Origin of the sequence: Streptomyces sp. NPDC016845 (assembly GCF_044332585.1) — a bacterium.
Taxonomy (GTDB): Bacteria; Actinomycetota; Actinomycetes; order Streptomycetales; family Streptomycetaceae; genus Streptomyces.
This window is the reverse complement of record NZ_JBIRPI010000016.1, coordinates 151,970-178,824: the sequence shown is the minus strand read 5'-3', so window position 1 is coordinate 178,824 and position 26,855 is coordinate 151,970. Positions and strand designations below refer to the sequence as shown.

Below are 26,855 nucleotides of genomic sequence, written 5' to 3'. Positions count from 1 at the left end.
GTGACCGGGGGGGGCGGGCGACCGTGTGACGCCCGGTGCCCGGCAGACTGCACGCTGTCCGCGACAGCCAGCAGACAGCCGGAGTGGTGCGGGCCCCCCGGGGGCCCCGCTCCACTCCTGCTGACTGCTGGCTGTCGCGTACTGCGTGCTGTCTGCCGGGCTCAGTGCGTCACGCGTTCGCCCGCACCCGCCGGTACAGCACCGCGCCGGCGAGGAGCGCGCCCGCGCCCACCGGGATGGCCGCGCCGAGCGGCAGCGAGCTGCCGGTCATGGCGAGCTGGGACTCGGACTCGGGCGCCTCGACGGCGCTCTGCGCCTCCGGCCGGTTCGGCGTGTCCGGCTTCTCGCCGACGAAGTGGCCGCCGCGGGTCTCCGGGGTGCCCGGCGTGCCGGGGGTGTCCGGGTTGTCGGGGTTCTCGGGGTTCTCGGGGTCGTCGGGGTTGTCGGGGGTGCCCGGCTCGTGCGGCTCCGCCGGGGGCTGCTCGGGCTCGCCGGGCTGCTCGGGGGTGTGCTCGGTGGGGTTCCCGCACTCGTTGCCGAAGACCGGGTTGCCGATCCCGATCACGTTGACCGAGTTGCCGCAGGCGTTGGCGGGCACGTCGACCGGGGCCTGCACGTTGTTGCCCGAGCCGACGCCCGGCGAGTTGCTCGTGGAGCCCTGGGCCTGCGAGTCGCTGCCGTACCCGCCGTCGTGCGAGCCGCTGCCACCCCGCCCGCCGCCGCCCTTGCCACCGTGGCCCTTGCCACCGTGTCCCTTGCCGCCGCTCTCGCTCCCGTGGGAGGCGTTGCCGCAGTTGTTGCCCATGGCCGGGTTGAGCAGCCCGACGACATTGACCGTGTTGCCGCACAGGTTGACCGGCGCGTGCACGGGGGCCTGCACCTCGTTGCCGGAGGCGACGCCCGGGGAGTTGGACGCACCCCCTTGCGCACCCGCGTCGGCGTGCGCGTATCCACCGGTGACCGCGAGCACGCCGCTCGCGGCCGCCACGGTGATCAGGCCTTTGCGTGTGACCTGTCGCATAGCTGTTTCCTGCCTTCAAACTCTGCCCAAGCACTACCGAAGGAGCGGGCACTACCGAAGGCGCGGGGCCGGTTGCGCCGCGCCGAACGCCCTTCGGCCCCGGAGCGCACGAGCGCGCTCCGGGGCCGAAGGACTCAGACCCTCAAGGGATGAGGCACAACAACGTCAGTCGTTGACGCAGGTGTTGCCGAAGGCGGGGTTCAGCAGCCCGATCACGTTGACGGTGTTGCCGCAGACGTTCACCGGCACGTGGACGGGCACCTGGACGACATTGCCCGACAGCACACCGGGAGAGTTCACGGCGGCACCCTGGGCACCGGCGTCGGCAGTGGCGATGCCCGCACCCGCGAGCACGAGACCACCGGTGGCAGCCACGGCGGCGACGACCTTCTTGATCATTGTTCCTCCTCATTGGCAATGCAGTCCCAGCCGCGGACTGCACTCCCTGTAACGAGGGGGAACCGGTAGGGCTACGAGCTGATCGTTCCTTTCACTCTTTCCGGGCAACTGCGTACAGCCGCCCGAATGTTGGCGTACACGCCAGGTTGACGCGCGCCCTGACGCGGGAAAGCCGTCAGGACGCGTCGATGAACCGGTCGAGCACCCGGACGCCGAACTTGAGCCCGTCGACCGGGACGCGCTCGTCGACGCCGTGGAACATGCCCGCGAAGTCCAGCTCCGGCGGCAGCTGGAGCGGCGCGAAGCCGAAGTTGCGGATGCCCAGCTCGACGAAGGACTTGGCGTCGGTGCCGCCGGAGAGCATGTACGGGATGGTCTTGCCGATCGGGTCCTCGGCGGCGATGGAGGTCTGCATGGCCGCGACGAGCGCCCCGTCGAAGGTGGTCTCCACGGCCTTGTCCGCGTGCACGTCCTCGCGCCGGACCTCGGGGCCGAGGATGCGGTCGAGGTCGGCGAGGAACTCGTCCTCGTGCCCCGGCAGGAACCGGCCGTCGACATGTGCGGTGGCCTCGCCGGGGATGACGTTGACCTTGTAACCGGCGTTGAGCTGCGTCGGGTTGGCCGTGTTGCTGAGCGTCGCGCCGATGAGCTTGGCGATGCCGCCGAGCCGGGCCAGCGTCGACTCCATGTCCTCGGGGTCGAGCTCGGTGCCGAGCGCGTCGCCCAGCTCGTCGAGGAAGGCGCGGGTGGTCTTGGTGACCCGGACCGGGAACCGGTGGCGGCCGAGCCGGGCGACGGCCTCCGACAGCTCGGTGATCGCGTTGTCCCGGTGGATCATCGACCCGTGCCCGGCGGTGCCGGCCACGGTCAGCTTCATCCAGTGCATGCCCTTCTCGGCCGTCTGGACGAGGTAGAGCCGCCGCTGCTCGTTCACCGTGAACGAGAAGCCGCCGACCTCGCTGATCGCCTCCGTGACGCCCTCGAACAGGTCGGGGTGGTGGTCGACGAGGTGGTGGGCGCCGTACGTGCCGCCGGCCTCCTCGTCGGCGAGGAAGGCGAGGACGATGTCGCGCGGGGGCTTGCGGCCGGTGCGCAGCCGGTCGCGGACGACCGCGAGGGTCATCGCGTCCATGTCCTTCATGTCGACGGCGCCGCGGCCCCACACGCACCCGTCGGCGACCTCGCCGGAGAAGGGGTGGTGGGTCCAGTCCACGGCGTTGGCCGGGACGACGTCGGTGTGGCCGTGGATGAGGAGGGCGGGCCGCGACGGGTCCTCGCCCTCGATGCGGGCGACCGTGGAGGCGCGCCCCGGGTGGGACTCGAAGATCTTCGGTTCGAGGCCGACCTCGGCGAGCTTCTCCGCGACGTACTCGGCGGCCTTGCGCTCGCCCGGACCCGAGTGGTCGCCGTAGTTGCTGGTGTCGATCTGGATCAGTTCACGGCAGAGGTCGACGACCTCGTCCTGTCCGGAGACGGCCCTGCCCGTGCTCGACTCGCTCACGCTTGTTCCTCTCTCCCAGTGGATCCCCCTCATCCTCCCTCCACGGGGGCTCGCGCCCAAGGCCGGGCCATGCTCGTCACGCGCCGTTCACAGGACTTCCCGCCGGGTGGGCGGCGTGATCGGAGCACTCGGATTCTTTGGTAATGTTCTCTGTGTCGCCGCGGGAAACACCCCGCAAAGAGGCGGCAGACACCTTGTCCGGGTGGCGGAATGGCAGACGCGCTAGCTTGAGGTGCTAGTGCCCTTTATCGGGCGTGGGGGTTCAAGTCCCCCCTCGGACACAGAGCGAAAGGCCCCAGGTTCTCCTGGGGCCTTTCTTCTTGTGCCGTTCAGCCGGATCGGTCAGCCGGTGAAGCCTGCCGTGATCTTGGTGAACTGCCAGGTGTCCTGGTTGATGCCGGAGCAGTTCTCGGCGACGCCGCCGCCCGCGCACGGGCGGTCGCGGTTGACCGACCAGAAGGCGAGGCGGGCGATGTGCTTGCTGTTCGCCCAGTCCTTCACCTGCGTCCAGATGGCGGGGGTCGTGACCTCCTGCTGGTCGCTGAGGCCGTTCATGCCGGAGATGCCGAGGTGGGCGTAGGCCGTGGCGTCGTCCCAGCCGAAGACCGACTTGAGCTTGGTCTTCAGGCCCTCGGCGGCGTTCACGGTGTTGCCGTACATGTCGGCACCGCCGCCGAAGTCGAACGGCATGATCGTGAAGACGTCGATATCGGCGTTCAGCGCCTTGGCCTGCTCGATGAGGCGGTTGCCGTAGTACGTCGGTCCGGTGGTGGAGGTGCCGAAGGTGAGGATGGTGCGCAGGCCCGGGTTGTTGGCCTTGACGATCTTCAGGGCGTTCAGGACGCGGTCCTGGACGACGGTGTTCTCGAACTCGTCGGTGTTCTCGATGTCGACGTCGATGGCCTTGAGCCGGTAGGCGTCGATGACCTTCTGGTAGGCGCCCGCGAGCGCTTCGGGCGTCGAGCAGTTGGGGCCGAGTTTGTTGCCGCTCCAGCCGCCGATGGACGGGACGATGTCACCGCCCGCCGCGCGGACGGCGTTGATCGCGCTCTGGTCCTGGCCGCCGGTGAGCGGGCGCTGGCCGTCCCAGGCCGGGTTGCAGCCGCCCGAGGAGAGGATGAAGGCCATGGTGAACCACTTGACGCCGGTCGCGTTCATGACAGTGGTGGGGTTCGGCGGGTCGCCCCAGCCGGTGTAGAGGTAGGGCGCGGCCTGCTTGAAGCCGGGGCCGGGGCCCGTGCCCGCGTCCGTGGTCGCGTTGACGGTGTTGGAGGCGGGTGAGCTGTTGCCCGCCGCGTCGTGGGCCTTGACGGTCAGGCTGTACGCGGTCGACGGGGAAAGGCCGGAGACGGTGCCCGAGGTGCCGCTGACCGTCGCGAGCTTGTTGCTGCCGCCGGAGTAGATGTCGTAGCCCGTGACGCCGACGTTGTCGCTCGCCGCGCCCCAGGACAGGGAGAGGCTGCTGGAGGTCTTGCCGGTGACGGTCAGGCCCGTCGGGGCGGTCGGCGCCTGGGTGTCCGTGCTGCCGCCCGGCCCGTCGAGGCTGAGGTCGTCGGCGTAGTAGGTGCCCTGCCCGTACCAGCCGTGGGTGTAGAGCGTGGCGCTGGTCTGCGAGGCGCCGGTCGTGAACTTGACGGTCAGCTGCGTGTACGTGGACGGGGACTGGGTCCATGTGGAGGCGCCGCCGTCGACGCCGAGGTAGACGTAGTTGCCGCGCACCCAGCCGGAGAGGGTGTACGCGGTGTTCGGCTGGACGGCGACGGTGCGGCCGCACTTGGCGTTGTCGCTCGAACTCGCCGCGCCCGCCAGGGCCTTGGTGCCGCCGTGGACGGGGCTGGAGACCACCGAGCCGAGGTTGCCCGTGCAGCTCCAGGAGCCGAGCGAGCCCGACTCGAAGCCGGGGTCGGACAGGACGTTGGCCGCCTGCGCCGTGCCGGGCAGCGCGACGGCGCCGGCCAGGGCGAGGACGGCGGAGCCGACGAGGGCGAGGAGGCGGGTCCTGCCGGTGCCCGCGGTGCGTCTGATGTGTCCGGTGCGGCTGGTGCGGCCTTGCGTTCGGTGTGGGGACACGCGAACTCCCTGTGCTGAAGAGGGACTTGGGGGACTTCGGGACGTGCGCGAACCGGGTGGAACGTGTGACCCCATAAGTTGGTATGGACCAATGCCGTTGTCAAGGTGGCCGGCACGGCCGGACGGACCGGGATTCGTCCGGGCGAGGACAGCCCGGCGGCGCGGCACGCGCGGTAGGTTGCCGCTCCCGGTTCAGGTCGGCCCGCCGTCGCGGATACGGCCGTTCGTCTCGGGAGCGACCCCGCCGGACGGTACGGACTTCTCGCGCGTCGCCGACAAGAAGCCTCGGCGGCATCACGCCGTCGTCGATACGGCTCAGACGGCTGAGGCAGCTCCAGGAAACCGAAGCGGCCCCGGTCCGCACCGGACCGGGGCCGCCTCACACACGGACTCAGTGTTCCTTGACGGACTCCACCGCGTGCCCGCCGAACTGGTTGCGCAGCGCGGCGATCATCTTCATCTGCGGCGAGTCCTCCTGCCGCGACGAGAAGCGCGCGAAGAGCGACGCGGTGATCGCGGGCAGCGGCACCGCGTGGTCGATGGCCGCCTCGACGGTCCAGCGGCCCTCGCCGGAGTCGGCGGCGAAGCCGCGCAGCTTGCCGAGGTGCTCGTCGTCGTCCAGGGCGTTGACGGCGAGGTCGAGCAGCCAGGAGCGGATGACCGTACCCTCCTGCCAGGAGCGGAAGACCTCGCGGACGTCGGTCACCGAGTCGGCGGCCTCGAGCAGCTCCCAGCCCTCGGCGTAGGCCTGCATCATGGCGTACTCGATGCCGTTGTGGACCATCTTGGAGAAGTGGCCCGCGCCGACCTTGCCGGCGTGGACGGAGCCGAAGTCGCCCTCCGGCTTGAGGGCGTCGAAGACCGGCTGGACCTTGGCGATGTTCTCCTCGGTGCCGCCGTACATCAGGGCGTAGCCGTTCTGCAGGCCCCAGACGCCGCCGGAGACGCCGCAGTCGACGAAGCCGATGCCCTTGACGCCCAGCTCGGCGGCGTGCTTCTCGTCGTCGGTCCAGCGGGAGTTGCCGCCGTCGACGACGATGTCGCCCTCGGAGAGCAGTTCCTTCAGCTCGTCGACGGTGGACTGGGTGGCGGCGCCCGCGGGGACCATCACCCAGACGACGCGCGGGCCTTCGAGCTTCTCGACGAGTTCGGCGAGGGAGGCGACGTCGGAGACCTCGGGGTTGCGGTCGTAGCCGATGACGGTGTGGCCGGCGCGGCGGATGCGCTCGCGCATGTTGCCGCCCATCTTGCCCAGACCGATGAGACCAAGCTGCATGTCAGTTCACTTACCTTCGGTGGTGCGGCCGCGCAGCGCGCGGTATGTGGTGACCAGGGACTGGGTGGAGGCGTCGAGGCCGGGGACCTCCGCGCCTTCGGTGAGTGCGGGTTCGACGCGCTTGGCGAGGACCTTGCCGAGCTCGACGCCCCACTGGTCGAAGGAGTCGATGTTCCAGACGGCGCCCTGGACGAAGACCTTCTGCTCGTACAGCGCGATGAGCTGGCCGAGGACCGACGGGGTCAGCTCGGTGGCGAGGATCGTCGTCGTGGGGTGGTTGCCCTTGAACGTCTTGTGGGGCACCAGCTCCTCGGACACGCCTTCGGCGCGCACCTCGTCCGGCGTCTTGCCGAACGCGAGGGCCTGGCCCTGCGCGAAGAGGTTGGCCATGAGCAGGTCGTGCTGGCCCGCCAGGTCGCCGAGCTCCTCGACCGGCCTGGCGAAGCCGATGAGGTCCGCCGGGATGAGCTTGGTGCCCTGGTGGATGAGCTGGTAGTAGGCGTGCTGGCCGTTGGTGCCGGGGGTGCCCCAGACGACCGGGCCCGTCTGCCACTCCACCGGGCGGCCCTGGCGGTCCACGGACTTGCCGTTGGACTCCATGTCGAGCTGCTGGAGGTAGGCGGTGAACTTCGACAGGTAGTGGCTGTACGGGAGGACCGCGTGCGACTGGGCGCCGTGGAAGTTGCCGTACCAGACGCCGAGGAGGCCGAGCAGGAGCGGCGCGTTGGCCTCCGCCGGGGCCGTGCGGAAGTGCTCGTCGACGAGGTGGAAGCCGTCGAGCAGCTCGCGGAACGCGTCCGGGCCGATGGCGATCATCAGCGACAGGCCGATGGCCGAGTCGAAGGAGTACCGGCCGCCGACCCAGTCCCAGAACTCGAACATGTTGGCCGTGTCGATGCCGAAGTCGGAGACCTTCTCGGCGTTGGTCGACAGAGCGACGAAGTGCTTGGCGACGGCCGACTCGTCACCGAGCGAGGCGAGCAGCCAGGAGCGGGCCGCCTTCGCGTTGGTGATCGTCTCGATCGTGGTGAACGTCTTCGAGGCGATGATGAACAGCGTCTCGGCCGGGTCGAGGTCGCGGACGGCCTCGTGCAGGTCGGCGCCGTCGACGTTCGATACGAACCGGAAGGTGAGGTCGCGGGCCGTGAAGGGGCGCAGCGCCTCGTAGGCCATCGCGGGGCCGAGGTCGGAGCCGCCGATACCGACGTTGACGATGTTCTTGATGCGCTTGCCGGTGTGTCCGGTCCACTCGCCGGAGCGGACCTTCTTCGCGAAGACGGCCATCTTATCGAGGACGGCGTGCACCTTCGGGACGACGTTCTCGCCGTCGACGTCGATCACGGCGTCGGCGGGGGCGCGCAGGGCCGTGTGGAGCACGGCGCGGTCCTCGGTCGTGTTGATCTTGTCGCCGCGCAGCATGGCGTCGCGCTGCCCGAACACGTCGGTGGCGGTGGCCAGCTCCTGGAGCAGGGCGAGCGTCTCGTCCGTGACCAGGTGCTTCGAGTAATCGATGTGCAGGTCGCCGACCTGGACGGTGTAGCGCTCGGCGCGCTGCGGGTCGTCGGCGAACAGCTCGCGCAGGTGCGTGCCGTTGAACTTCGCGCGGTGGTCCTCGAGGGCGGTCCACTGCGGGCGGCGCGTCAGGAGCGGGGTGGTGTCAGGCATGGTCTACGGACTCCTTGGAAGCCTTCGCGTTCTTCTTGACGGCCGGGGCGCCCGTGCCCACCGGGGCCGGAGTCTCCTTCGGGGCCGGAGGGCTCTTGTCGGCCTTCGGCGCCCGCCCGATCTCGGCGGTGTCCCCGCGCAGCGCGACGGCGTACATCTCGTCGGCGTCGAGGCGGCGCAGCTCCTCGGCGATCAGCTCGGCGGTGGAGCGGACCTTGAGGGCGAGGGTGCGCTCGGGCTGGCCCGGGAGGGTGAGCGTGGCGAGGGGGCCCTCGGGGCGGTCGATGCGGATGTCGCCGCCCGCCGTGCCGAGGCGGACCGCGGTGACGACGGGGCCGCCCGTGGTGACGCGCTCGACCTGGACGCCGAGGCGGGAGCCGAGCCAGCGCGCGAGCAGCTCGGCGCTGGGGTTCTCGGCCTCGGACTCGACGGCCGCGGAGACGATGTCGGCGCGGGCCTGGTCGAGGGCGGCGGCCAGCATGGAGCGCCACGGGGTGAGGCGGGTCCAGGCCAGGTCGGTGTCGCCGGGCGCGTAGGAGGCGGCCCGCCGGTCGAGGGCCTTGAGCGGGTCCTCGTCCGCGTACAGGTCGGTGATGCGGCGGGCGGCGAGGGCGCCGAGCGGGTCCTTGGCGGGGTCGTCCGGGGCCTCGACCGGCCACCACACGACGACCGGGGCGTCGGGCAGCAGCAGCGGCAGGACGACGGAGTCGGCGTGCTTGCCGACCTCGCCGTGCAGGCGCAGGATCACGGTCTCGCCGGTGCCCGCGTCGGAGCCGACCCTGACTTCCGCGTCGAGGCGGTTGCCCTGCCGGTCGCGCGGGGTGCGGGCGGTGCGCTTGATGACGACGAGGGTGCGGGACGGGTGCTCGCGGGACGCCTCCTCGGCGGCCTTGATCGAGTCGTACGCGTTCTCCTCGTCGGTGACGATCACCATCGTCAGGACCATGCCCACGGCCGGGGTCCCGATTTCGCGGCGCCCTTGGACGAGCGCCTTGTTGATCTTGCTTGCCGTGGTGTCGGTCAGGTCGATCTTCATGGCCTGCGCCAGCTCCGTCCGTCTCGTGCGAGCATCTCGTCCGCTTCCTTCGGGCCCCAGCTTCCCGAGGCGTACCGGGCGGGCGTGCCGTGGGTGTCCCAGTGCCCCTCGACCGGGTCGAGGATGCGCCAGGACTCCTCCACCTCCTCCGTGCGGGGGAAGAGGTTGGCGTCGCCCAGCAGGACGTCCAGGATCAGCCTTTCGTACGCTTCCGGGCTGGACTCCGTGAACGACTCGCCGTAGGCGAAGTCCATGGAGACGTCCCGGATCTCCATCGAGGTACCCGGGACCTTCGATCCGAAGCGTACGGTCATGCCCTCGTCGGGCTGGACGCGGATGACGATCGCGTTCTGTCCGAGTTCCTCGGTGGCGGTGGAGTCGAACGGGGAGTGCGGGGCGCGCTGGAAGACGACCGCGATCTCGGTGACGCGGCGGCCCAGGCGCTTGCCGGTGCGCAGGTAGAAGGGGACGCCCGCCCAGCGGCGGTTGTCGATCTCCAGCTTCACGGCGGCGTAGGTGTCGGTCTTCGACCTGGGGTCGATGCCGTCTTCCTGAAGGTAGCCCTTCACCCGTTCGCCGCCCTGCCAGCCGGCCGCGTACTGGGCGCGGACGGTCGAGGTCTCCAGGTCGGCGGGGAGCCGGACGGAGCGCAGGACCTTCAGCTTCTCCGTGACGAGGGACTCGGCGTCGAAGGAGGCGGGCTCCTCCATCGCGGTGAGCGCCATCAGCTGGAGCAGGTGGTTCTGGATGACGTCGCGGGCGGCGCCGATGCCGTCGTAGTAGCCCGCGCGGCCACCGATGCCGATGTCCTCGGCCATGGTGATCTGCACGTGGTCGACGTACGAGCGGTTCCAGACGGGTTCGTACATCTGGTTGGCGAAGCGGAGGGCCAGGATGTTCTGGACGGTCTCCTTGCCGAGGTAGTGGTCGATCCGGAAGACCTGCTCCGGGGCGAACACCTCGTGCACGATCGCGTTCAGGTCCTTGGCCGACTCCATGTCGCGGCCGAAGGGCTTCTCGATGACGGCGCGCCGCCAGGAGCCCTCGGGCGCGTCGGCGAGCCCGTGCTTCTTGAGCTGCTTGACGACCTTGGGGAAGAACTTCGGCGGCACCGAGAGGTAGAAGGCGTAGTTGCCGCTGGTGCCGCGCTTCTCGTCCAGGTCGTCGACGGCGTCACGGAGCTGCTTGAACGCGGTGTCGTCGTCGAAGTCGCCGGGGATGAAGCGCATGCCCTCGGCGAGCTGGGCCCAGACCTCCTCGCGGAAGGGGGTGCGGGCGTGCTCGCGTACGGAGTCGTGGACGACCTGCGCGAAGTCCTGGTCCTCCCACTCGCGGCGGGCGAAGCCGAGGAGCGAGAAGCCCGGCGGGAGCAGGCCGCGGTTGGCCAGGTCGTAGACGGCCGGCATCAGCTTCTTGCGGGACAGGTCGCCCGTGACGCCGAAGATGACGAGCCCGGAGGGGCCCGCGATACGCGGCAGACGCCGGTCGCGCGGGTCCCTCAGGGGGTTCTGCCAGGCGGTGACGCTCACTTGCCCGCACCGTCCTTGCCGGCGAGGCGGGTCTGGACGGTGGCGAGCAGGTCGTTCCAGGCGATCTCGAACTTGGAGACGCCCTCGTCCTCGAGCTGCTTGACGACCTCGTCGTAGGAGATGCCGAGCTTCTCGACGGCGGCCAGCTCGGCGCGGGAGGCGTCGTAGGTGCCGGTGACGGTGTCGCCGTGGATGTCGCCGTGGTCGGCGGTGGCGAGGAGGGTCGCCTCCGGCATGGTGTTGACGGTGCCCGGGGCGACCAGCTCGTCGACGTACAGGGTGTCCTTGTAGGCCGGGTCCTTGACGCCGGTCGAGGCCCACAGCGGGCGCTGCTTGTTGGCACCGGCGGCGGCCAGCTCGGCGGCGCGCTCACCGGCGAAGACCTGCTCGTAGGCCTCGTAGGCGAGGCGGGCGTTGGCGAGGGCGGCCTTGCCCTTCAGCTCCTTCGCCTCGTCGGTGCCGACCTTGTCGAGGCGCTTGTCGATCTCGGCGTCGACGCGCGAGACGAAGAACGACGCGACGGAGTGGATGCCGCCGAGGTCGATGCCGCGCTCGTGCGCCTTCTCCAGGCCCGCGAGGTAGGCGTCCATGACGGCCTTGTAGCGGTCCAGGGAGAAGATCAGCGTGACGTTGACGGAGATGCCGAGGCCGATGACCTCGGTGATCGCCGGGAGGCCCGCCTCGGTCGCCGGGATCTTGATCATGACGTTGGGGCGCTCGACGAGCCAGGCCAGCTGCTTGGCCTCGGCGATCGTCGCCTCGGTCTCGTGGGCGAGGCGCGGGTCGACCTCGATGGAGACGCGGCCGTCACGGCCCTGCGTCGCGTCGTACACGGGGCGCAGGATGTCGGCGGCGGCGCGGACGTCGGCCGTGGTCATCATGCGCACGGCCTCCTCGACGGTGACCTTGCGGACGGCGAGGTCGGCGAGCTGCTCCTCGTAGCCCTCGCCGGAGCCGATGGCGGCCTGGAAGATCGACGGGTTCGTGGTGACGCCCACGACGTGGCTCTTCTCGATGACCTCGGCGAGGTTGCCGGAGTCGATGCGCTTGCGGGACAGGTCGTCCAGCCAGATGGAAACGCCTTCGTCGGAGAGGGACTTGAGGGGCGCGACGGCGTTGCTCATGTTCTGCTTCATCTTCTTTCGGGACAGCGTTCTAGCGGGAGGTGGAGGGTCAGGCGCGGGCGGCGGCGAGCGACTCGCGGGCCTTGGCGGCGACGTTCTCGGCGGTGAAGCCGAACTCGCGGAACAGGATGTTCGCGTCCGCGGAGGCGCCGAAGTGCTCCAGGGAGACGATGCGGCCGGCGTCGCCGACGTAGCGGTACCAGGTCAGGCCGATGCCGGCCTCGACGGCGACGCGCGCCTTGACGGCGGCGGGCAGGACGCTCTCCTTGTAGCCCTGCTCCTGCTCCTCGAACCACTCGACGGACGGCATCGACACGACGCGGGTGGCGACGCCCTCGGCCTCCAGGGTCTCGCGCGCCTCGACGGCGAGCTGCACCTCGGAACCGGTGGCGATGAGGATGAGGTCCGGGGTCTCCTTGGACGCCTCGACGAGGACGTAGCCACCCTTGGCGGCGTTCTCGTTCGTCTCGTACGTCGGCACGCCCTGGCGGGTCAGCGCGAGGCCGTGCGGGGCGGGCTTGACGGAGCCGCGGCGCAGGATCTCGCGCCAGGCGACGGCCGTCTCGTTGGCGTCGGCCGGGCGGACCACGTTCAGGCCCGGGATGGCGCGCAGGGAGGCCAGGTGCTCGACGGGCTGGTGCGTCGGGCCGTCCTCGCCGAGACCGACGGAGTCGTGCGTCCAGACGTACGTCACCGGGAGCTGCATGAGGGCCGACATGCGGACGGCGTTGCGCATGTAGTCGGAGAACACGAGGAACGTGCCGCCGTAGACGCGGGTGTTGCCGTGCAGCGCGATGCCGTTCATCTCGGCGGCCATCGAGAACTCGCGGATGCCGAAGTGCACGGTGCGGCCGTACGGGTCGGCCTCGGGCAGCGGGTTGCCGACGGGCAGGAACGACGACGTCTTGTCGATCGTGGTGTTGTTGGAGCCGGCGAGGTCGGCGGAGCCGCCCCACAGCTCGGGCAGGACCGGGCCGAGCGCCTGGAGGACCTTGCCGGACGCGGCGCGCGTGGCGACCTTCGTGCCGGTCTCGAAGGTGGGCAGCGCCTGCTCCCAGCCCTCGGGGAGGCGGCCCGCGACGATCCGGTCGAGCAGCTCGGAGCGGTCCGGGTTGGCACCGCGCCACTCGGCGAGCTGCTTGTCCCAGGCGGCGTGGGCCTCGGCGCCGCGGTCCAGGGCGCCGCGCGTGTGGGCGACGACCTTCTCCTCGGCGACGAAGGACTGCTCGGGGTCGAAGCCGAGGGCGCGCTTGGTGGCGGCCACCTCGTCGGCGCCGAGCGCGGAGCCGTGGGAGGCCTCGGTGTTCTGCGCGTTCGGGGCGGGCCAGGCGATGATCGTGCGCATGGCGATGATCGAGGGGCGGGAGGTCTCGGCCTTGGCGGCGGCGAGCGCCTCGTACAGGGCCTCGACGTCGACGTCGCCGTCCTCGCGCGGCGTGATCCGCTGCACGTGCCAGCCGTACGCCTCGTAGCGCTTCAGCACGTCCTCGGAGAAGGCGGTGGCGGTGTCGCCCTCGATCGAGATGTGGTTGTCGTCGTAGAGGAAGACGAGGTTGCCGAGCTTCTGGTGTCCTGCGAGCGAGGAGGCCTCGGCGGAGACGCCCTCCTCCAGGTCGCCGTCGGAGACGATCGCCCAGATGGTGTGGTCGAAGGGGCTGGTGCCCTCCGGGGCCTCGGGGTCGAACAGGCCGCGCTCGTAGCGGGCGGCCATCGCCATGCCGACGGCGTTGGCGAGGCCCTGGCCCAGCGGGCCCGTGGTGGTCTCGACACCGGCGGTGTGGCCGTACTCGGGGTGGCCGGGCGTCTTGGAACCCTGGGTGCGGAACGCCTTCAGGTCGTCCAGCTCCAGCTCGTAGCCGGAGAGGAAGAGCTGGGTGTAGAGGGTGAGGCTGGTGTGGCCGGGCGAGAGGACGAAGCGGTCGCGGCCGGTCCACTCCGGGTCGGCCGGATCATGGCGCATCGCCTTCTGGAAGATCGTGTACGCGGCGGGCGCGAGGCTCATGGCGGTGCCGGGGTGGCCGTTGCCGACCTTCTGCACGGCGTCGGCCGCCAGGAGGCGGGCGGTGTCGACGGCACGCTGGTCGAGATCGGTCCACTCGAAGGGGGTCTCGAAGGGGTCGAGGCCGTTCGGTGTCTGCGTGCTCATCTGTATGACTTCCTTCGCATCCGTGGTGCTCTTGCTGTGCCGCGAGGCGGCAGCCCGCCGAGGCCAAACGCCCAGGTGGAACCAGGTACGACGTTAAAGGTCATACTTTTCGCTCGGTAGGTGCGCCCGTGCCACCGTTCGGTGAAAATGGGACACGCAGACCGGTCGAAACCAAGGAAAGTGAATGACGGAGCAGGGCACCGCGCAGACGAGCGCACATCTGGGAAGCGCGGAGCACATCCGTACGTATCCCTTCGATCCGAGCGCGAGCGTCTCCGGGGTCGGGATCCAGGTCGGGCCGATGGGCACGGACGGTCCGTGGGCGGGCGGCGTCGGCCTGTCGCGGCGCGTGCACCGCATCGACTTCCACGTCCTGCTCTTCTTCCGCGAGGGCCCCGTCCGCCACATGATCGACTTCACCGAGTACGAGGTCGGGGCCGGGGACATCCTGTGGATCCGGCCGGGTCAGGTGCACGGCTTCTCGACGACGGACCCGTATGTCGGCACGGCGCTCACCATGCAGCCCGGCTTCCTGCCGCGCGCCATCGTCGAGGCGACCGGCATGTACCGCTACGACCGGCCGCCGATCCTCCACCCCGACGAGGCTCAACTCGCGGTGATCGACGCCGCGTTGGAGCAGTTGCAGCGCGAGTACCTCGACACCACGACCCTCCCCCTGAGCCTGCACACCTCGGTCCTGCGCCACACGCTCACCGCGTTCATGCTGCGCGTGGCGCATGTGTCGGCGCGGGCGGCGGCGGACGCGTGCGAGCCGCAGCCCGACACGACGTTCAGCCGCTTCCGCACCGCCGTCGAGCAGGGCTTCACGACGAACCACAGCGTCAGCGCGTACGCCGACGAGCTGGGCTACTCGCGCCGCACCCTGGTCCGTGCGGTGCGCGCCGCGACCGGGCAGACCCCGAAGGCGTTCATCGACCGGCGCGTGATCCTGGAGGCGAAGCGGCTGCTCGCCCATACGGAGCTGCCGGTGGGGCGGATCGGGGTCGCGGTCGGGTTCGGGGACTCGGCGAACTTCTCGAAGTTCTTCCAGCAGCACACGGGGGTGACTCCGGCGGCTTTCCGCGCGGAGCAGGTCTGATCCTCGGGTTCGCCAATATCCCGAAACCCCCCGTTTCACCATGCGCAACGGGGGTTGACCGTTTCCCAGGGGGCTCATACGGTGCTCGCACCCCCGCAGGTATATCGATTAACCATCCCTCGGTTGGAGACGTACCGCTGTGCCCCCAGTCCCCCTCGCGCCCTCGAAGATGAGCCGGCGCGGCTTCCTCGCCGCAGGTGGCGCGCTCGCCGCCGCACCCGCCCTGTCCGCCTGCTCCTCCCTGGCGGCGGCCGACGACGACCCCGGCACGCTCGTGGTCCACAGCCAGCTCGGCACCACCGCGCCGGGCTCACCGACCTACCTCGACGCCCTGGACCGCTTCCGCAAGGAGACCGGGCTCAAGGTCAGGAACCTCGTCAACGGCGACGACCTCGCGCAGGTCTACGAGACCTCACGCCTGGCCCGCAAGGAGCCGGACGTCGTCATGGTCAACCTGTACGACAAGACGCTGGCCTGGACGGACGTGGGCGCCACGGTGGACGTCAAGGGCTACCTGGACGACTGGGGCCTGCGAAAGCGCGTGCTGCCCGTCGCGCTCGACGCCTGGACCGACGGCAAGGGGCGGCTGCGCGCCTTCCCGTACTTCGCGACGAACTGGCCGGTCGCCTTCAACCGCGCGCTGCTCGACCGCGCGGGCGTCGACACCGTCCCAGCCACCGGGGACGAGCTGATCCGCGCGGCGGGCAAGCTCCGCAAGAAGAACCTCGCGCCCGTCACCACCGGCGGCAACGACTGGACCGGGCAGAAGCTGCTCGCGCAGATCATCCAGACGTTCCTCACCGAGGACGAGGCCCGCCACGTCTACGAGACCGGCGACTTCAGCGGCCGCGGGGCGCGCCGGGGCATCGACTACTTCGTGGAGCTGCGGGACGCCGGGGTCTTCGCCGACAAGGCGCAGGGCCTGACGTCGGACACGATGACGACGCAGTTCAACACGCAGGCGGCGGCGATGCAGTCGGCGATGTCGTCGGCGCTCGCCAAGGTGCCGGAGGCGGTGGCGCGCCACACGGACGTGGGCGGCTGGCCGCTGGCGCCGGGCGCGGCCCACGGCAAGCCGACGATCCTGCGCACGTACACCCTGATCGGCTTCTGGATCAGCCCGAACGGCACGAAGAAGATCGACGCCGTCGAGAAGTTCCTCAAGTTCTTCTACCGCGAGGAGACGGTGTCGCGGTTCATCGAGGAGTCAGGGCGCGACATGGCGCTGCACTCCGATGCCGTCAGCACCGAGTTTCCGCTGGTGGCGGCGGCGCAGAAGCTCGGCTCCGACGTGGGCCAGGTGCTGCTCCCCGACCTGTTCGTGCCGCCCGCGGCGACGCAGGGTCTGATCACCGCCACGAGTACGTCGTTCACGCGCGGCACGAGCGCCGCCAAGGTCCGCCAGGTCCTCGAAGCCGCCTACCGCGGCATCTGACCGCCGCTCACTCACGCACAGGGAGTTGCTCCAATGACGACGATGACGTCGACAGCGGGCGAGGCAGCGGTCAGCCGCCCCACCCCTCCGTCCGCTTCGCCGGGCCCCGGCGGCCGGCCGCGCCGGCAGGGCGGCACGGTGCTCGCGCTGCCCGCGCTCGTCTGGTACCTGGTCTTCATGGTCGGCCCGCTGGTCGCCATCTTCGTGGTGGCGGCGCTGCACTGGCCGGGCATGCTCCAGCCGGTCTCGTTCGCCGGGTTCGACAACGTGCGCGCGGTCTTCGGCGACCCTGTCTTCTGGGACGCCGTGTCCAACACCGCGATCCAGCTCGTCGTCGCCATCCCGGTGATGGTGGCGTGCGCGTACATGCTGGGCTACTACGTGGCGCAGAAGCCGCCCGGCCACCGCGTCATCCGGTACCTGCTGTTCATCCCGGGCCTGATCTCGACGCCCGCGAAGGCCATGGTCTTCTACGCCGCCCTCTCCCCCGACGGCCTGCTCAACGGCGGCCTGGAGTCGGTCGGCCTCGGCTCGCTCGCCGACGCGTGGCTGGCCTCGCCGTCGACCGCGCTCGCGTGCCTGATCGCGCTCGACATCTGGGCCGGGATCGGCTTCACGGCCGTCCTGTTCGCGGCGCGGCTCGGCAGTGTGCCGGAGGAGCTGGGCGAGGCGGCGCAGCTGGACGGGGCCGGGCACTGGCGCACCATGTGGCGCGTCCACTTCCCGGTGATCAAGGAGTACGTGGGTGTCGTGACGATGCTCCAGTTCCTGTGGACGCTGTTCGGCTCGGCGCAGCACGTGCTGCTCCTCACCCAGGGCGGTCCTGGGAGTTCGTCGACGACGCTGTCGTTCCTCGTCTACCAGAAGGCGTTCATCGCGGCGGACCTCGGCTACAGCCAGACCGTCGGTGTCCTCCTCTTCCTCGTCGGCCTCGTCGGGCTGCTCGCCGTCCGGCGCGTGTTCCGGCAGAGCTACTGACCGCCAGTTCCTGATCGGAGTACGCCTTGAAGTCCTCGGCACGTTCCCGCTTCGGCCGGTCCTGGCTGCCCGCGCACATCCTGGTGTGGCTGTACGCGGTGCTCCTGGTCATCCCGCTCTACTACTTCATCGCCTCGGCGTTCAAGACGAACGACGAGATCTTCGCGCACCCCTTCGCGCTGCCGACGCACTTCGGCTTCGGCAACTTCTCGACCGCGTTCGACAGCGCGGACCTGGGGCTCGCGGTCGTCAACTCGGCCGTGGTCACGGTCTTCTCGCTGGCCCTGACGCTGGCCCTGGCGATCCCCGCGGCGTTCGCGCTCGCCCGGTCGACGGGCCGCCTCGCCTCCCTCGTCGAGAAGGTCTTCTCCCTCGGCTTCCTGATCCCGACGTTCGCGGCGCTGTTCCCCACGTTCCTCCTCGCGGCGGCCACCGGCCTGTTCCACACGCGGACGTTCATGGTCCTTTTCCTGCCCGCGACGGCGATGCCGCTGTCGGTGGTGATCCTGGTGCAGTTCATGCGGACGATCCCGAAGGAGATGGAGGAGGCGGCGCGGCTCGACGGCGCGTCCACCTTCGCGGTCCTGCGCCACGTCTACACGCCGATGTGTCTGCCCGGCATCGCGACGGTCCTGCTGCTCAACTTCCTGACCTTCTGGAACGAGTACCTGTACTCGCTCGTCATCATCGGCCCCGACCCGGCCCATCGCACCGTGCAGGTCGCGCTGCCCACCCTGAAGGCCATCACCGGCACCGACTACGGCGTCCTCACGGCGGGCACCGTCCTGACCCTCGTCCCGGTCTGGGTGGTCTATACGGTGCTGCAGAAGCGGATGCAGCAGGCACTGGTGAGTGGGGCGGTGAAGATGTGAGCGGCACTCCGGACAGCGGCAGGACGAAGGCCCGGCCGACCATCAAGGCGGTGGCGGCGGCGGCCGGGGTGTCGACGGCGGCGGTGTCACAGGCGTTCAACGACAAGGGCCGGCTCGCCGAGTCGACGCGGCAGCGGATCCTCGACGCGGCCCTCGACCTGGGCTGGTCGCCGAGCGCGTCGGCGTCGGCGCTGCGCAGCGCCCGCACCCGTACGCTCGCGCTCGTCGTGCGCAGGCCCACCGATGTGCTCGGCGCGGACCCGCACTTCAGCGAGCTGATCACCGGTATAGAGGGCGAACTGGCACCGCGCGGCTACGGCCTGCTGCTGCACCTGGTCGCCGATGTCGGGGAGGAGGGCGCGCTGTACGAGCGGCTCGCCGCCGAGAAGCGGGTGGACGGAGCGGTGCTGACGGACGCCCGCGCCGACGACCCGCGCCCGGCGCTCCTGACCCGTCTCGGCCTGCCCGCCGTCCTGCTCGGAGCGCCGACCCCGGACGCGTCCGTGCCGGTCGTCGGGCTCGGCAACCAGGGCGCGGGTGTCGTCGAAGTCGTCGAACACTTGCGGGAGTTGGGTCACACGCGCATCGCGTACGTGGCCGGGCCCGCCGAGCTCCAGCACACCCGCCTGCGTCTCGCCGTGTTCGAGGAGACCCTCGCGGCGGCCGGGCTGGCGCCCGCCGCCGTGCGCCACACCGACTTCTCGGAGGCCGCCGCTGTCGCCGCGACCCGCGGACTCCTCGCCGCCGACGACCGGCCGACCGCCGTCGTCTACGCCAACGACTCGATGGCCGTGTGCGGCATCGGCACCGCCCAGCGGGCCGGTCTGCGCGTCCCCGAGGACCTGTCGGTCGTCGGCTACGACAACCTGCCGCTCGGCGGCTGGCTGCACCCGCGCCTGACCACCGTCGACCAGCAGGTGCAGCGGGTCGGCGCCGCCGCCGCCCGCACGCTGCTCGCCCGGTGCGGCGAGGACCTGCCCGCGACGCCGCTCGTCGACCGGCCCCGGCTCGTGATCCGCGAGTCGACGGGCCCGGCCCCGCACAACTGACGCATCACCGTACGCACGACAGCAACGCAACGGAGACCCGTACCACCATGCGACGCCACAGCGCCCACCTGACCCACGACGCCGCCGTCCTGCCCTGGCTGGGCGCCAACTTCTGGTCCCGCACGGGCGGGCCCCTGATGTGGCGCGACTACGACCCGGAGGTGGTGCGCGAGGAGCTGCGGGTGCTGCGCGAGCACGGGCTCAACATGACGCGCTCGTTCTTCTACTGGCCGGACTTCCACCCCGAGCCGCACCGCGTCGACGAGGCGCTGTGCGAACGCTTCCGCGACTTCCTGGACGCGCACCGGGAGCTGGGCATGGGCACGGTGCCGACGTTCATCGTCGGCCACATGTCCGGCGAGAACTGGGACCCGGCCTGGCGGGGCGGCCGCGACCTCTACGAGGACGTGTGGATGGTGGGCCGCCAGGCGTGGTTCGCCGCGCAGATGACGCGCCGCTTCAAGGACCACCCGGCCGTCACCGGCTGGCTCATCACCAACGAGATGCCGGGCTACGGGCGCGTCTACCAGGTCGACCCGCCCGCCGGCGACGTGGTCACGGCGTGGGCGCAGGCCATGTGCAACGCCGTACGCGCGGCGGGCGCGACGCAGCCCGTCTCGCTCGGCGACGGCGCCTGGGGCATCGAGGTGACCGGCCGCGACAACGGTTTCTCGCTGCGCGACACCGCCGAGTACGTGGACTTCGTCGGCCCGCACGTCTACCGCTCGGACACGGACAAGGCGCGCCAGCATTACCGCGCCGCGTTCGAGTGCGAGCTGGCGTCGGTCACCGGGCAGCCGGTGGTCCTGGAGGAGTTCGGCCTGTCCACGGACACGGTCTCGGCGGCGAACGCGGGCGTGTACTACCGCCAGACCCTGCACAACTCCCTCCTCGGCGGCGCGACGGGCTGGATGGCCTGGAACAACACCGACTACGACGCCCTGTGGGACCGGTCCCCGTACGACCACCACCCCTTCGAGATGCACTTCGGCATCACGGACAGCGCGGGCGCACCGAAGGAACCGCTGCGCGAACTCGCGGCGTTCGCCGAGGTGTTGAGGACCGTCGACTTCGCGCGCTGCCGCCGCGCGGACGCGGGTGCCGCCTTCGTCGTGCCCGCGTTCCTGGAGCGCGGCTACCCGTACAGCCGCCCCGCCGACCGCCCGCTGATCTTCACATCGCTGCACCAGGGGTACGTGGCCGCCCGCGCCGCCGATCTTCCGGCGGGCCTGACCCGTGAGGCGGACGGCATAGCCGAGGACGTGGACCTGTACCTGCTGCCCGCGACGCGGCAGTTGACGACGCGGACGCGGCGGGCGCTCCAGCGCCGGGCGGACGAGGGTGCCACGGTCTACCTGTCGTTCTGCTCGGGCGAGCACCCGGGCACGCGCGGCCCCTGGTTCGACGACCTGGACGGCCTGTTCGGCGTCGAGCAGCAGCTCTCGTACGGGGTCGCGGAGCCGATCGAGGACGACACGCTGGAGATGACGTTCCAGGAGGACTTCGGCTCCGTCCGCGCGGGTGACGTGCTGCGTTTCCCGGTCGCGGGCAACGAGGACAGCCGCGCGTACCTGCCGGTCGTGGCGCGTGACGCCCGGGTGGTCGCGGTGGACGGGCACGGCCGCCCGGCCCTGCTGTGCCGCGAGACCGGGCGCGGGCGCACCGTCCTCGCCACGTATCCGCTGGAGCACATGGCCGCCCGCACCGCCCGCGTCAACCCGGAGCAGACGCACCGCCTGTACGCGGCGCTCGCCGAGGTCGCCGGGGTGGAGCGGGCGGTGACGGTGGACGAGGCGCACGTCGGCGCGGATGTCCTGGCGCACGAGGACGGGCGCCGGTTCGTGTGGCTGGTCAGCCAGGCGGAGGAGCCGGTGACCGTGCGCCCGGCGACGGCGGGCGACAGCACACTGCACGACCTGCACTCCGGCGAGCGGCTCGACACCGTGACGCTCCCCGCCTTCGGCGTCCGCGTCCTGGAACTCCGATGAGCGAGCCGCTCCACCGCGACCCGGCCGCACCCGTCCCCGACCGCGTACGCGACCTGCTCGGCCGCATGACGCTGACGGAGAAGGTCGGCCAGGTCAACCAGCGGCTGTACGGCTGGCAGGCCTACGAACGCGGCCCGGACGGACACCACCGGCTCACCGACGTCTTCCGTACGGAGGTGGCGGCGTACGACGGGATGGGCGCCCTGTACGGGTTGCAGCGCGCCGACCCCTGGTCGGGCGTGACGTTCGCCGACGGGATCACGGCGGCGGACGCGGCCGGGGTCGCGAACACGGTACAGCGCCACGTCGTCGAGGGCACCCGGCTCGGCATACCCGTGCTGATGGTCGAGGAGGTGCCGCACGGGCATCAGGCCCTGGACGGCACGGTCCTGCCGGTCAACCTGGCTGTCGGCGCGAGCTGGGACCCGGAGCTGTACGAGGAGGCAGCCGCCGCCGCTGCCGCCGAGCTCCGGGCGCGCGGCGGGCACCTGGCCCTGGTCTCCGCCCTCGACCTGATACGCGACCCGCGCTGGGGCCGCGCCGAGGAGTGCTTCGGCGAGGACCCGTACCTCGCCGCCCGGTTCACGGAGGCTCTGGTGCGCGGAGCGCGTGCGGAGGGCGTCGGCGTGGTCCTCAAGCACTTCGCCGGGCAGGGCGCGACGGTCGGCGGGCGCAACAGCGCGGCGACCGAGCTGGGCCCGCGGGAACTGCACGAGATCCATCTGGCGGCGGCCCGCGCCGGGGTACGGGCCGGGGCCGCCGGGGTCATGGCGGCGTACAACGAGTTCGACGGCCTGCCGTGCGCGGCCAACCCGTACCTGCTGACCGGAGTCCTTCGTGACCAGTGGGGGTTCGACGGGATCGTCATGGCGGACGGGCAGGCGCTCGACCGGCTGGTGCGGCTCGCGGGCGACCCGGTGGCGGCGGGCGCGACGGCGTTGGCAGCGGGCACGGATCTCAGCCTGTGGGACGACGCCTTCCCGCACCTCGCGGAGGCCGTCGAGCGCGGGCTCGTGGCGGAGGAGAGGCTCGACCGGGCCGTCGGTCGCATTCTGGCGCTGAAGTTTCGGCTGGGACTTTTCGAGACTCCTTACGTCCGCACCAAGGGTGCGGAAAGCTCCGTAAAAACACGGGATTTGAGCGAGCGGCTCGCGCGCGCGTCGATCACTCTGTTGGAGCACGACGGGTCGACCCTGCCCCTGCCGCCCGTCGTGTCCCGGATCGCCGTCCTCGGCCCGAACGCCGACTCGGTGCCGCAGCAGATCGGCGACTACACGGCGCCGCAGCGGCCCGGCACCGGCGTCACCGTGCTCGACGGCATCCGCGCCGCCGCGGGGACCGGCCGCGAGGTGACGTACGCGCGCGGCTGCGACCTGGTCGGCGACGACCGCTCCGGGATCGCCGAGGCCGTCGCCCTGGCCGCGGGCGCCGATGTCGCGGTGCTCGTGCTCGGCGGGTCGAGCGCCCGCGAGGACGGCACGCGGTTCGACGGGAACGGCGCGGCGGTGGTCTCGTCCGGCAACCCCGTCGGCATGACATGCGGCGAGGGTGTGGATCTGGCGGAACTCAGCCTGCCGGGCGGTCAGTCGGCGTTGCTCGACGCCGTGGCGGCCACCGGGACGCCGGTGGTGGCGGTGCTGGTCCAGGGGCGCCCGCACGCCCTGCCCGACCTCTCCGGGCGCGTCGGGGCGCTGCTGTCCGCGTGGTATCCGGGGCCGTGGGGCGGCCGGGCCGTCGCCGACGTGCTGTTCGGGGCCGCCGCGCCCACCGGGCGCCTCCCCGTCTCCGTGCCGCGCTCCGCGGCCCAGCTCCCCGTCTTCTACAACGGCAAGGACCACGGGTACCGCGGCTACGTCGACCAGCCGGCGACCGCCCGGTACGCCTTCGGGCACGGGCTGTCGTACGGGACGGTCGGCTATGGCGCGCCCGTGCTGAGCCGATCCGGAGTGCCCGCCGACGAACCCCGGCTGACCTGCACGGTCACCGTCTCGAACACCGGCCGGACGGCCGTCCGCGAGACCGTACAGCTCTACGTGCGACGCGTCTCGGGCGGCTCGTCGTGGCCGCGCGTGCGGGAGCTGCGCGGGTTCACCGCTGTGGATCTCGCGCCGGGCGAGCGGCGCGAGGTGGCCTTCGAGGTGACCGCCGGAACGCTCGCCTCCGTCGGCCGCGACCTGCGGCTCGTGGTGGAGGCGGGCACGTACGAGATGGAGACCGGGCCGGCGTCGGACCGCACCCGGGGCGCGCCCCTCACCGTCACGCCGTAGCGAGGGAGGGGTGGCGGACCATGCGGTGGGTGACAATGTGCCCATGGCACGCCCCACCTCCCCCACCTCGCCCACCTGCCCGTGCGGCCTCCCCCGGCCGTACGGGGAGTGCTGCGGCCGCTACCACTCGGGCGGCGCCGCCGCGCCCACGGCCGAGGCCCTCATGCGCTCCCGGTACACGGCGTTCGCCCGCGGGGACGCCGCGTACCTGCTGCGCACCTGGCACCCGGACACCCGGCCGCCGGCGATCGAGTTCGACCCCGCGCTTACCTGGGCCGGTCTGGAGATCCTGGACGCCACCGACGGCTCCGCGTTCCACCAGAGCGGCACCGTCACCTTCCGCGCCCGCTACAAGGACGGCGGCCGGGCGGGCGCGCTGCACGAGCGCAGCCAGTTCCTGCGGCTGGGCGGCGCCTGGGTGTACGTCGACGGGGACTTCATCGAGTAGGTCCCGTGCCGGATACGGCGATACGGCGGCGGTACACGGCGGTACGCGGGGGTTCAGGGCGCCAGGACGTCCAGCTCCTGCAGCGCCCCGACCGCGATCTCGCGCGTGAGCGCCTCCGCGCGCTCCGCGTCCCCTCCCCGTACCGCCTCCGCGACCGACACGTGCAGGGTCACCGCCGCCGGGTCCGGGTCCTCGAACATGACCTGGTGGTGGGTGCGGCCCGCGAGGACCTCGGCGACCAGGTCGCCGAGGTGGGCGAACATCTCGTTGCCCGACGCGTTGAGCACGATCCGGTGGAACTCGATGTCGTGGACGAGGTACGCCTCCAGCTGCTGGCCGCGTGAGGTCGCGACCATGCCGAGCGCGCACTCGGTGAGCGCGGCGCACTGCTCGGCCGTCGCGTGCCGCGCGGCGAGCCCGGCGGCGACCGGTTCGACCGCCGAGCGCAGCACGGTCAGCGAACGGAGCTGGCGCGGGCGGTCGGCGCCGGCCAGACGCCAGCGGATGACCTGCGGGTCGTAGACGTTCCACTCCCCGGCCGGGCGGACGGTCACGCCGACCCGCCGCCGCGACGCCACCAGGTGCATCGACTCCAGGACCCGCACCGCCTCGCGCATCACCGAGCGCGACACCTCGTAACGCTGGGCGAGCTCGTCCGTGCGCAACACGCTGCCTTCGGGGTACTCGCCCGCCGTGATGGCGGGACCGAGGCTGTCCAGTACGCGGGCGTGCAGTCCCCGGTCCTTCGTGGTCATGGGGTCAGCGTACGGTTCGGGCACGGACAACAAAAAGTCTGACTTATAAGTCACAGTCTCTTGAATTAGTCAGACCATTCGGGTTTCAGTGGCGTGACACAGCGATGTCGACGGAGACAGCGATGAAGACAGCGAGGCAGCGATGAGCACCCCCCACGTCGTCGTGGTCATGGGCGTAGCGGGCACCGGCAAGACAACGATCGGTCCCCTGCTCGCCGAACGGCTCGGCGTTCCGTACGCCGAGGGCGACGACTTCCACCCCCCGGCCAACATCGCCAGGATGACCGCCGGCACGCCCCTCACCGACGAGGACCGCTGGCCGTGGCTGGACGCCATCGGCGAGTGGGCCCACGGCCGGGCCGGGCTCGGCGGGGTGGTCAGCTCCTCCGCCCTCAAGCGCTCCTACCGCGACCGGCTGCGGGCCGCGGCCCCGGGCGTCGTCTTCGTCCACCTCACCGGCAGCCGCGAGCTCATCGAGGACCGGATGTCGCACCGGCAGGGCCACTTCATGCCGACCGCGCTCCTCGACTCGCAGTTCGCCACGCTCCAGCCGCTCGCGGCGGACGAGGCGGGCGTCGGCGTCGATGTGTCGGGCTCCCCCGAGGAGATCGCGGACCGGGCCGTCGAGGCCCTGACCGCGCTCGACTCCGAGTAATCCCTCTTCAGCAGCGCCCCCTCAGACCCCACCACGTACCAAGGAACCCACCACCGTGACCAGTCTCAGCGTCGAGATGCTGGCAGCGGACGCCGTCGAGCCGATCACCTCCGCGGGCCACGCCCAGCTCGGGATCGCCGTCCTCGCGGGCATCGCCGTCATCGTCCTGCTCATCACGAAGTTCAAGCTCCACGCCTTCCTGGCGCTCACCATCGGCTCGCTCGCGCTCGGCGCGGTCGCCGGGGCGCCGCTCGACAAGGTGATCACCAGCTTCACCGCGGGCCTCGGCTCCACGGTCGCGGGTGTGGGCGTGCTGATCGCGCTCGGCGCGATCCTCGGCAAGCTGCTCGCCGACTCCGGCGGCGCGGACCAGATCGTCGACACGATCCTCGCCAAGGCCGGCAAGTCCGGCGGCAAGGCGATGCCGTGGGCGATGGTCCTGATCGCCGCCGTGATCGGCCTGCCGCTCTTCTTCGAGGTCGGCATCGTGCTGCTGATCCCGGTCGTCCTGATGGTCGCCAAGCGCGGCAACTACTCGCTGATGCGGATCGGCATCCCGGCGCTCGCCGGACTGTCGGTCATGCACGGTCTGATCCCGCCGCACCCCGGCCCGCTCGTCGCGATCGACGCGGTCGACGCCAACCTGGGCATCACGCTGGCGCTCGGCATCCTCGTCGCCATCCCGACGGTGATCGTCGCCGGTCCGGTCTTCTCCAAGTACGCCGCCCGCTGGGTGGACGTCCCCGTGCCCGACAAGATGGTTCCGGGGCGCGCCTCCGACGACCTGGAGAAGCGGCCGAGCTTCGGCGCCGCCGTCGTCACCATCCTGCTGCCGGTCGTGATGATGCTGGCCAAGGCCCTGGTCGACATCGTCGTGGACAACCCGGACCACACCGTCCAGCGCGTCTTCGACGTCATCGGCAACCCGCTGACCGCCCTGCTCGTGGCCGTCATCGTGGCCATGTTCACGCTCGGCCGCCCGGCCGGGTTCACCAAGGGCAGGCTCCAGGCCACCACCGAGAAGTCGCTCGCCCCGATCGCGGGCGTGCTCCTCATCGTCGGCGCGGGCGGCGGCTTCAAGCAGACCCTCATCGACTCCGGTGTCGGCCAGATGGTCCTGGACATCTCCAAGGACTGGTCCATCCCGGCGCTGCTGCTCGCCTGGCTGATCGCCGTCGTGATCCGCCTCGCCACCGGCTCGGCGACGGTCGCGACCGTCTCGGCCGCCGGACTCGTCGCGCCCCTCGCGGCGAACATGTCGGACACCCACACGGCGCTGCTTGTCCTCGCGATCGGCGCGGGCTCGCTGTTCTTCAGCCATGTCAACGACGCCGGGTTCTGGCTGGTCAAGGAGTACTTCGGACTCAGCGTCGGCCAGACGGTGAAGACGTGGTCGATCATGGAGACGATCATCTCGGTGGTCGCGGGCGCCCTCGTGCTGCTGCTCTCGCTGGTCCTGTAGAACCGCTCCGACAGAACCGCTCCGAACGGCTCCGGCCCCGCCCTTCGTCACACCTGGTGACGGGGGCGGGGCCGGAGCCG

General features: G+C 71.1%; 21 protein-coding genes and 1 tRNA gene. 11 read left to right on the top strand and 11 right to left on the bottom strand.

The features are described 5' to 3' along the window. Window positions 1–169 precede the first annotated feature (169 nt). The 3 genes from ACH4RC_RS29945 to ACH4RC_RS29935 all read right to left on the bottom strand — a co-directional run bounded on the left by ACH4RC_RS29945 (window position 170) and on the right by ACH4RC_RS29935 (window position 2,921). Window positions 170–1,021 (bottom strand): chaplin family protein, encoded by an 852-nt coding sequence (locus ACH4RC_RS29945; protein WP_398206444.1) that lies wholly within the window; start codon window positions 1,019–1,021, stop codon window positions 170–172. Window positions 1,022–1,186: 165 nt separating this feature from the next. Beyond that, window positions 1,187–1,420, bottom strand: coding sequence for a chaplin ChpH (chpH, locus tag ACH4RC_RS29940; protein ID WP_398206442.1), 234 nt, complete (start codon window positions 1,418–1,420; stop codon window positions 1,187–1,189). 175 nt (window positions 1,421–1,595) lie between these two features. After that, window positions 1,596–2,921, bottom strand: a complete 1,326-nt coding sequence (locus ACH4RC_RS29935) for a M20/M25/M40 family metallo-hydrolase (protein WP_398206440.1) — start codon at window positions 2,919–2,921, stop codon at window positions 1,596–1,598. A gap of 196 nt (window positions 2,922–3,117) precedes the next feature. Here ACH4RC_RS29935 and ACH4RC_RS29930 point away from each other — a divergent pair. After that, window positions 3,118–3,202, top strand: a tRNA-Leu gene (locus ACH4RC_RS29930). A 61-nt stretch (window positions 3,203–3,263) separates the two neighbouring features. Here the strand turns inward: ACH4RC_RS29930 and ACH4RC_RS29925 are convergent. From ACH4RC_RS29925 to tkt, 7 genes are all read right to left on the bottom strand, one after another. Then, entirely contained in the window at window positions 3,264–4,946 is a 1,683-nt protein-coding gene (locus ACH4RC_RS29925) for a fibronectin type III domain-containing protein (RefSeq protein ID WP_398206468.1), read from the bottom strand. Between the two features lie 436 nt (window positions 4,947–5,382). Beyond that, on the bottom strand, window positions 5,383–6,267 hold the full coding sequence (gnd, locus tag ACH4RC_RS29920; RefSeq protein ID WP_398206438.1) for a phosphogluconate dehydrogenase (NAD(+)-dependent, decarboxylating): 885 nt from the start codon (window positions 6,265–6,267) through the stop codon (window positions 5,383–5,385). A 6-nt stretch (window positions 6,268–6,273) separates the two neighbouring features. Then, window positions 6,274–7,932: a glucose-6-phosphate isomerase gene (gene pgi / locus ACH4RC_RS29915; protein ID WP_398206436.1), complete on the bottom strand. Its 1,659-nt coding sequence runs from the start codon at window positions 7,930–7,932 to the stop codon at window positions 6,274–6,276. Continuing rightward, window positions 7,925–8,968: a glucose-6-phosphate dehydrogenase assembly protein OpcA gene (opcA, locus tag ACH4RC_RS29910; protein ID WP_398206434.1), complete on the bottom strand. Its 1,044-nt coding sequence runs from the start codon at window positions 8,966–8,968 to the stop codon at window positions 7,925–7,927. The genes pgi and opcA overlap by 8 nt, the downstream gene beginning before the upstream one ends. Then, window positions 8,965–10,497 (bottom strand): glucose-6-phosphate dehydrogenase, encoded by a 1,533-nt coding sequence (zwf, locus tag ACH4RC_RS29905; RefSeq protein WP_398206432.1) that lies wholly within the window; start codon window positions 10,495–10,497, stop codon window positions 8,965–8,967. The genes opcA and zwf overlap by 4 nt, the downstream gene beginning before the upstream one ends. Continuing rightward, on the bottom strand, window positions 10,494–11,621 hold the full coding sequence (gene tal, locus ACH4RC_RS29900; RefSeq protein WP_398206430.1) for a transaldolase: 1,128 nt from the start codon (window positions 11,619–11,621) through the stop codon (window positions 10,494–10,496). The genes zwf and tal overlap by 4 nt, the downstream gene beginning before the upstream one ends. Window positions 11,622–11,670: 49 nt before the next feature. Beyond that, window positions 11,671–13,767: a transketolase gene (gene tkt / locus ACH4RC_RS29895; RefSeq protein WP_398206428.1), complete on the bottom strand. Its 2,097-nt coding sequence runs from the start codon at window positions 13,765–13,767 to the stop codon at window positions 11,671–11,673. 184 nt (window positions 13,768–13,951) lie between these two features. Here tkt and ACH4RC_RS29890 point away from each other — a divergent pair, with 184 nt between their 5' ends. The 8 genes from ACH4RC_RS29890 to ACH4RC_RS29855 all read left to right on the top strand — a co-directional run bounded on the left by ACH4RC_RS29890 (window position 13,952) and on the right by ACH4RC_RS29855 (window position 23,903). After that, the gene (locus ACH4RC_RS29890) at window positions 13,952–14,866 is read left to right on the top strand and encodes a helix-turn-helix domain-containing protein (RefSeq protein ID WP_398206426.1); all 915 of its coding nucleotides are present in this window, start codon (window positions 13,952–13,954) and stop codon (window positions 14,864–14,866) included. 169 nt (window positions 14,867–15,035) lie between these two features. After that, window positions 15,036–16,301 carry an ABC transporter substrate-binding protein gene (locus tag ACH4RC_RS29885; RefSeq protein ID WP_398206466.1) on the top strand — a complete coding sequence of 422 codons (1,266 nt, stop codon included), beginning with the start codon at window positions 15,036–15,038 and terminating at the stop codon, window positions 16,299–16,301. Window positions 16,302–16,334: 33 nt separating this feature from the next. After that, window positions 16,335–17,279 carry a carbohydrate ABC transporter permease gene (locus ACH4RC_RS29880; protein WP_398206424.1) on the top strand — a complete coding sequence of 315 codons (945 nt, stop codon included), beginning with the start codon at window positions 16,335–16,337 and terminating at the stop codon, window positions 17,277–17,279. A 26-nt stretch (window positions 17,280–17,305) separates the two neighbouring features. Then, window positions 17,306–18,151, top strand: coding sequence for a carbohydrate ABC transporter permease (locus ACH4RC_RS29875; protein WP_398206422.1), 846 nt, complete (start codon window positions 17,306–17,308; stop codon window positions 18,149–18,151). Next, window positions 18,148–19,200, top strand: coding sequence for a LacI family DNA-binding transcriptional regulator (locus ACH4RC_RS29870; protein WP_398206420.1), 1,053 nt, complete (start codon window positions 18,148–18,150; stop codon window positions 19,198–19,200). The genes ACH4RC_RS29875 and ACH4RC_RS29870 overlap by 4 nt, the downstream gene beginning before the upstream one ends. Before the next feature lie 47 nt (window positions 19,201–19,247). Further along, entirely contained in the window at window positions 19,248–21,188 is a 1,941-nt protein-coding gene (locus tag ACH4RC_RS29865; RefSeq protein WP_398206418.1) for a cellulase family glycosylhydrolase, read from the top strand. Continuing rightward, complete coding sequence (locus ACH4RC_RS29860; RefSeq protein ID WP_398206416.1) at window positions 21,185–23,455, top strand: glycoside hydrolase family 3 N-terminal domain-containing protein; 2,271 nt, start codon at window positions 21,185–21,187, stop codon at window positions 23,453–23,455. The genes ACH4RC_RS29865 and ACH4RC_RS29860 overlap by 4 nt, the downstream gene beginning before the upstream one ends. A gap of 43 nt (window positions 23,456–23,498) precedes the next feature. Beyond that, complete coding sequence (locus ACH4RC_RS29855; protein WP_398206414.1) at window positions 23,499–23,903, top strand: YchJ family protein; 405 nt, start codon at window positions 23,499–23,501, stop codon at window positions 23,901–23,903. Window positions 23,904–23,956: 53 nt separating this feature from the next. Here ACH4RC_RS29855 and ACH4RC_RS29850 read toward each other — a convergent pair whose 3' ends face one another. Next, the gene (locus ACH4RC_RS29850) at window positions 23,957–24,658 is read right to left on the bottom strand and encodes a FadR/GntR family transcriptional regulator (RefSeq protein ID WP_398206412.1); all 702 of its coding nucleotides are present in this window, start codon (window positions 24,656–24,658) and stop codon (window positions 23,957–23,959) included. Between the two features lie 142 nt (window positions 24,659–24,800). Between ACH4RC_RS29850 and ACH4RC_RS29845 the strand changes: the two genes are divergently transcribed. Together ACH4RC_RS29845 and ACH4RC_RS29840 are read left to right on the top strand one after the other, a co-directional pair. Continuing rightward, the gene (locus tag ACH4RC_RS29845; RefSeq protein WP_398206410.1) at window positions 24,801–25,313 is read left to right on the top strand and encodes a gluconokinase; all 513 of its coding nucleotides are present in this window, start codon (window positions 24,801–24,803) and stop codon (window positions 25,311–25,313) included. A 55-nt stretch (window positions 25,314–25,368) separates the two neighbouring features. Continuing rightward, window positions 25,369–26,775: a gluconate:H+ symporter gene (locus ACH4RC_RS29840; protein ID WP_398206408.1), complete on the top strand. Its 1,407-nt coding sequence runs from the start codon at window positions 25,369–25,371 to the stop codon at window positions 26,773–26,775. Window positions 26,776–26,855: the final 80 nt, after the last annotated feature.

What these genes read in the sequence shown, in the direction of transcription:
- tkt (WP_398206428.1), bottom strand. Translation starts at nt 13,767, where the DNA reads ATGAGCACGCAGACACCGAACGGCCTCGACCCCTTCGAGACCCCCTTC.
- ACH4RC_RS29885 (WP_398206466.1), top strand. Translation starts at nt 15,036, where the DNA reads ATGAGCCGGCGCGGCTTCCTCGCCGCAGGTGGCGCGCTCGCCGCCGCA.
- ACH4RC_RS29880 (WP_398206424.1), top strand. Translation starts at nt 16,335, where the DNA reads ATGACGACGATGACGTCGACAGCGGGCGAGGCAGCGGTCAGCCGCCCC.
- ACH4RC_RS29865 (WP_398206418.1), top strand. Translation starts at nt 19,248, where the DNA reads ATGCGACGCCACAGCGCCCACCTGACCCACGACGCCGCCGTCCTGCCC.
- pgi (WP_398206436.1), bottom strand. Translation starts at nt 7,932, where the DNA reads ATGCCTGACACCACCCCGCTCCTGACGCGCCGCCCGCAGTGGACCGCC.
- ACH4RC_RS29860 (WP_398206416.1), top strand. Translation starts at nt 21,185, where the DNA reads ATGAGCGAGCCGCTCCACCGCGACCCGGCCGCACCCGTCCCCGACCGC.
- ACH4RC_RS29845 (WP_398206410.1), top strand. Translation starts at nt 24,801, where the DNA reads ATGAGCACCCCCCACGTCGTCGTGGTCATGGGCGTAGCGGGCACCGGC.
- ACH4RC_RS29850 (WP_398206412.1), bottom strand. Translation starts at nt 24,658, where the DNA reads ATGACCACGAAGGACCGGGGACTGCACGCCCGCGTACTGGACAGCCTC.
- ACH4RC_RS29855 (WP_398206414.1), top strand. Translation starts at nt 23,499, where the DNA reads ATGGCACGCCCCACCTCCCCCACCTCGCCCACCTGCCCGTGCGGCCTC.
- ACH4RC_RS29890 (WP_398206426.1), top strand. Translation starts at nt 13,952, where the DNA reads ATGACGGAGCAGGGCACCGCGCAGACGAGCGCACATCTGGGAAGCGCG.
- chpH (WP_398206442.1), bottom strand. Translation starts at nt 1,420, where the DNA reads ATGATCAAGAAGGTCGTCGCCGCCGTGGCTGCCACCGGTGGTCTCGTG.
- tal (WP_398206430.1), bottom strand. Translation starts at nt 11,621, where the DNA reads ATGAGCAACGCCGTCGCGCCCCTCAAGTCCCTCTCCGACGAAGGCGTT.
- opcA (WP_398206434.1), bottom strand. Translation starts at nt 8,968, where the DNA reads ATGAAGATCGACCTGACCGACACCACGGCAAGCAAGATCAACAAGGCG.
- ACH4RC_RS29945 (WP_398206444.1), bottom strand. Translation starts at nt 1,021, where the DNA reads ATGCGACAGGTCACACGCAAAGGCCTGATCACCGTGGCGGCCGCGAGC.
- gnd (WP_398206438.1), bottom strand. Translation starts at nt 6,267, where the DNA reads ATGCAGCTTGGTCTCATCGGTCTGGGCAAGATGGGCGGCAACATGCGC.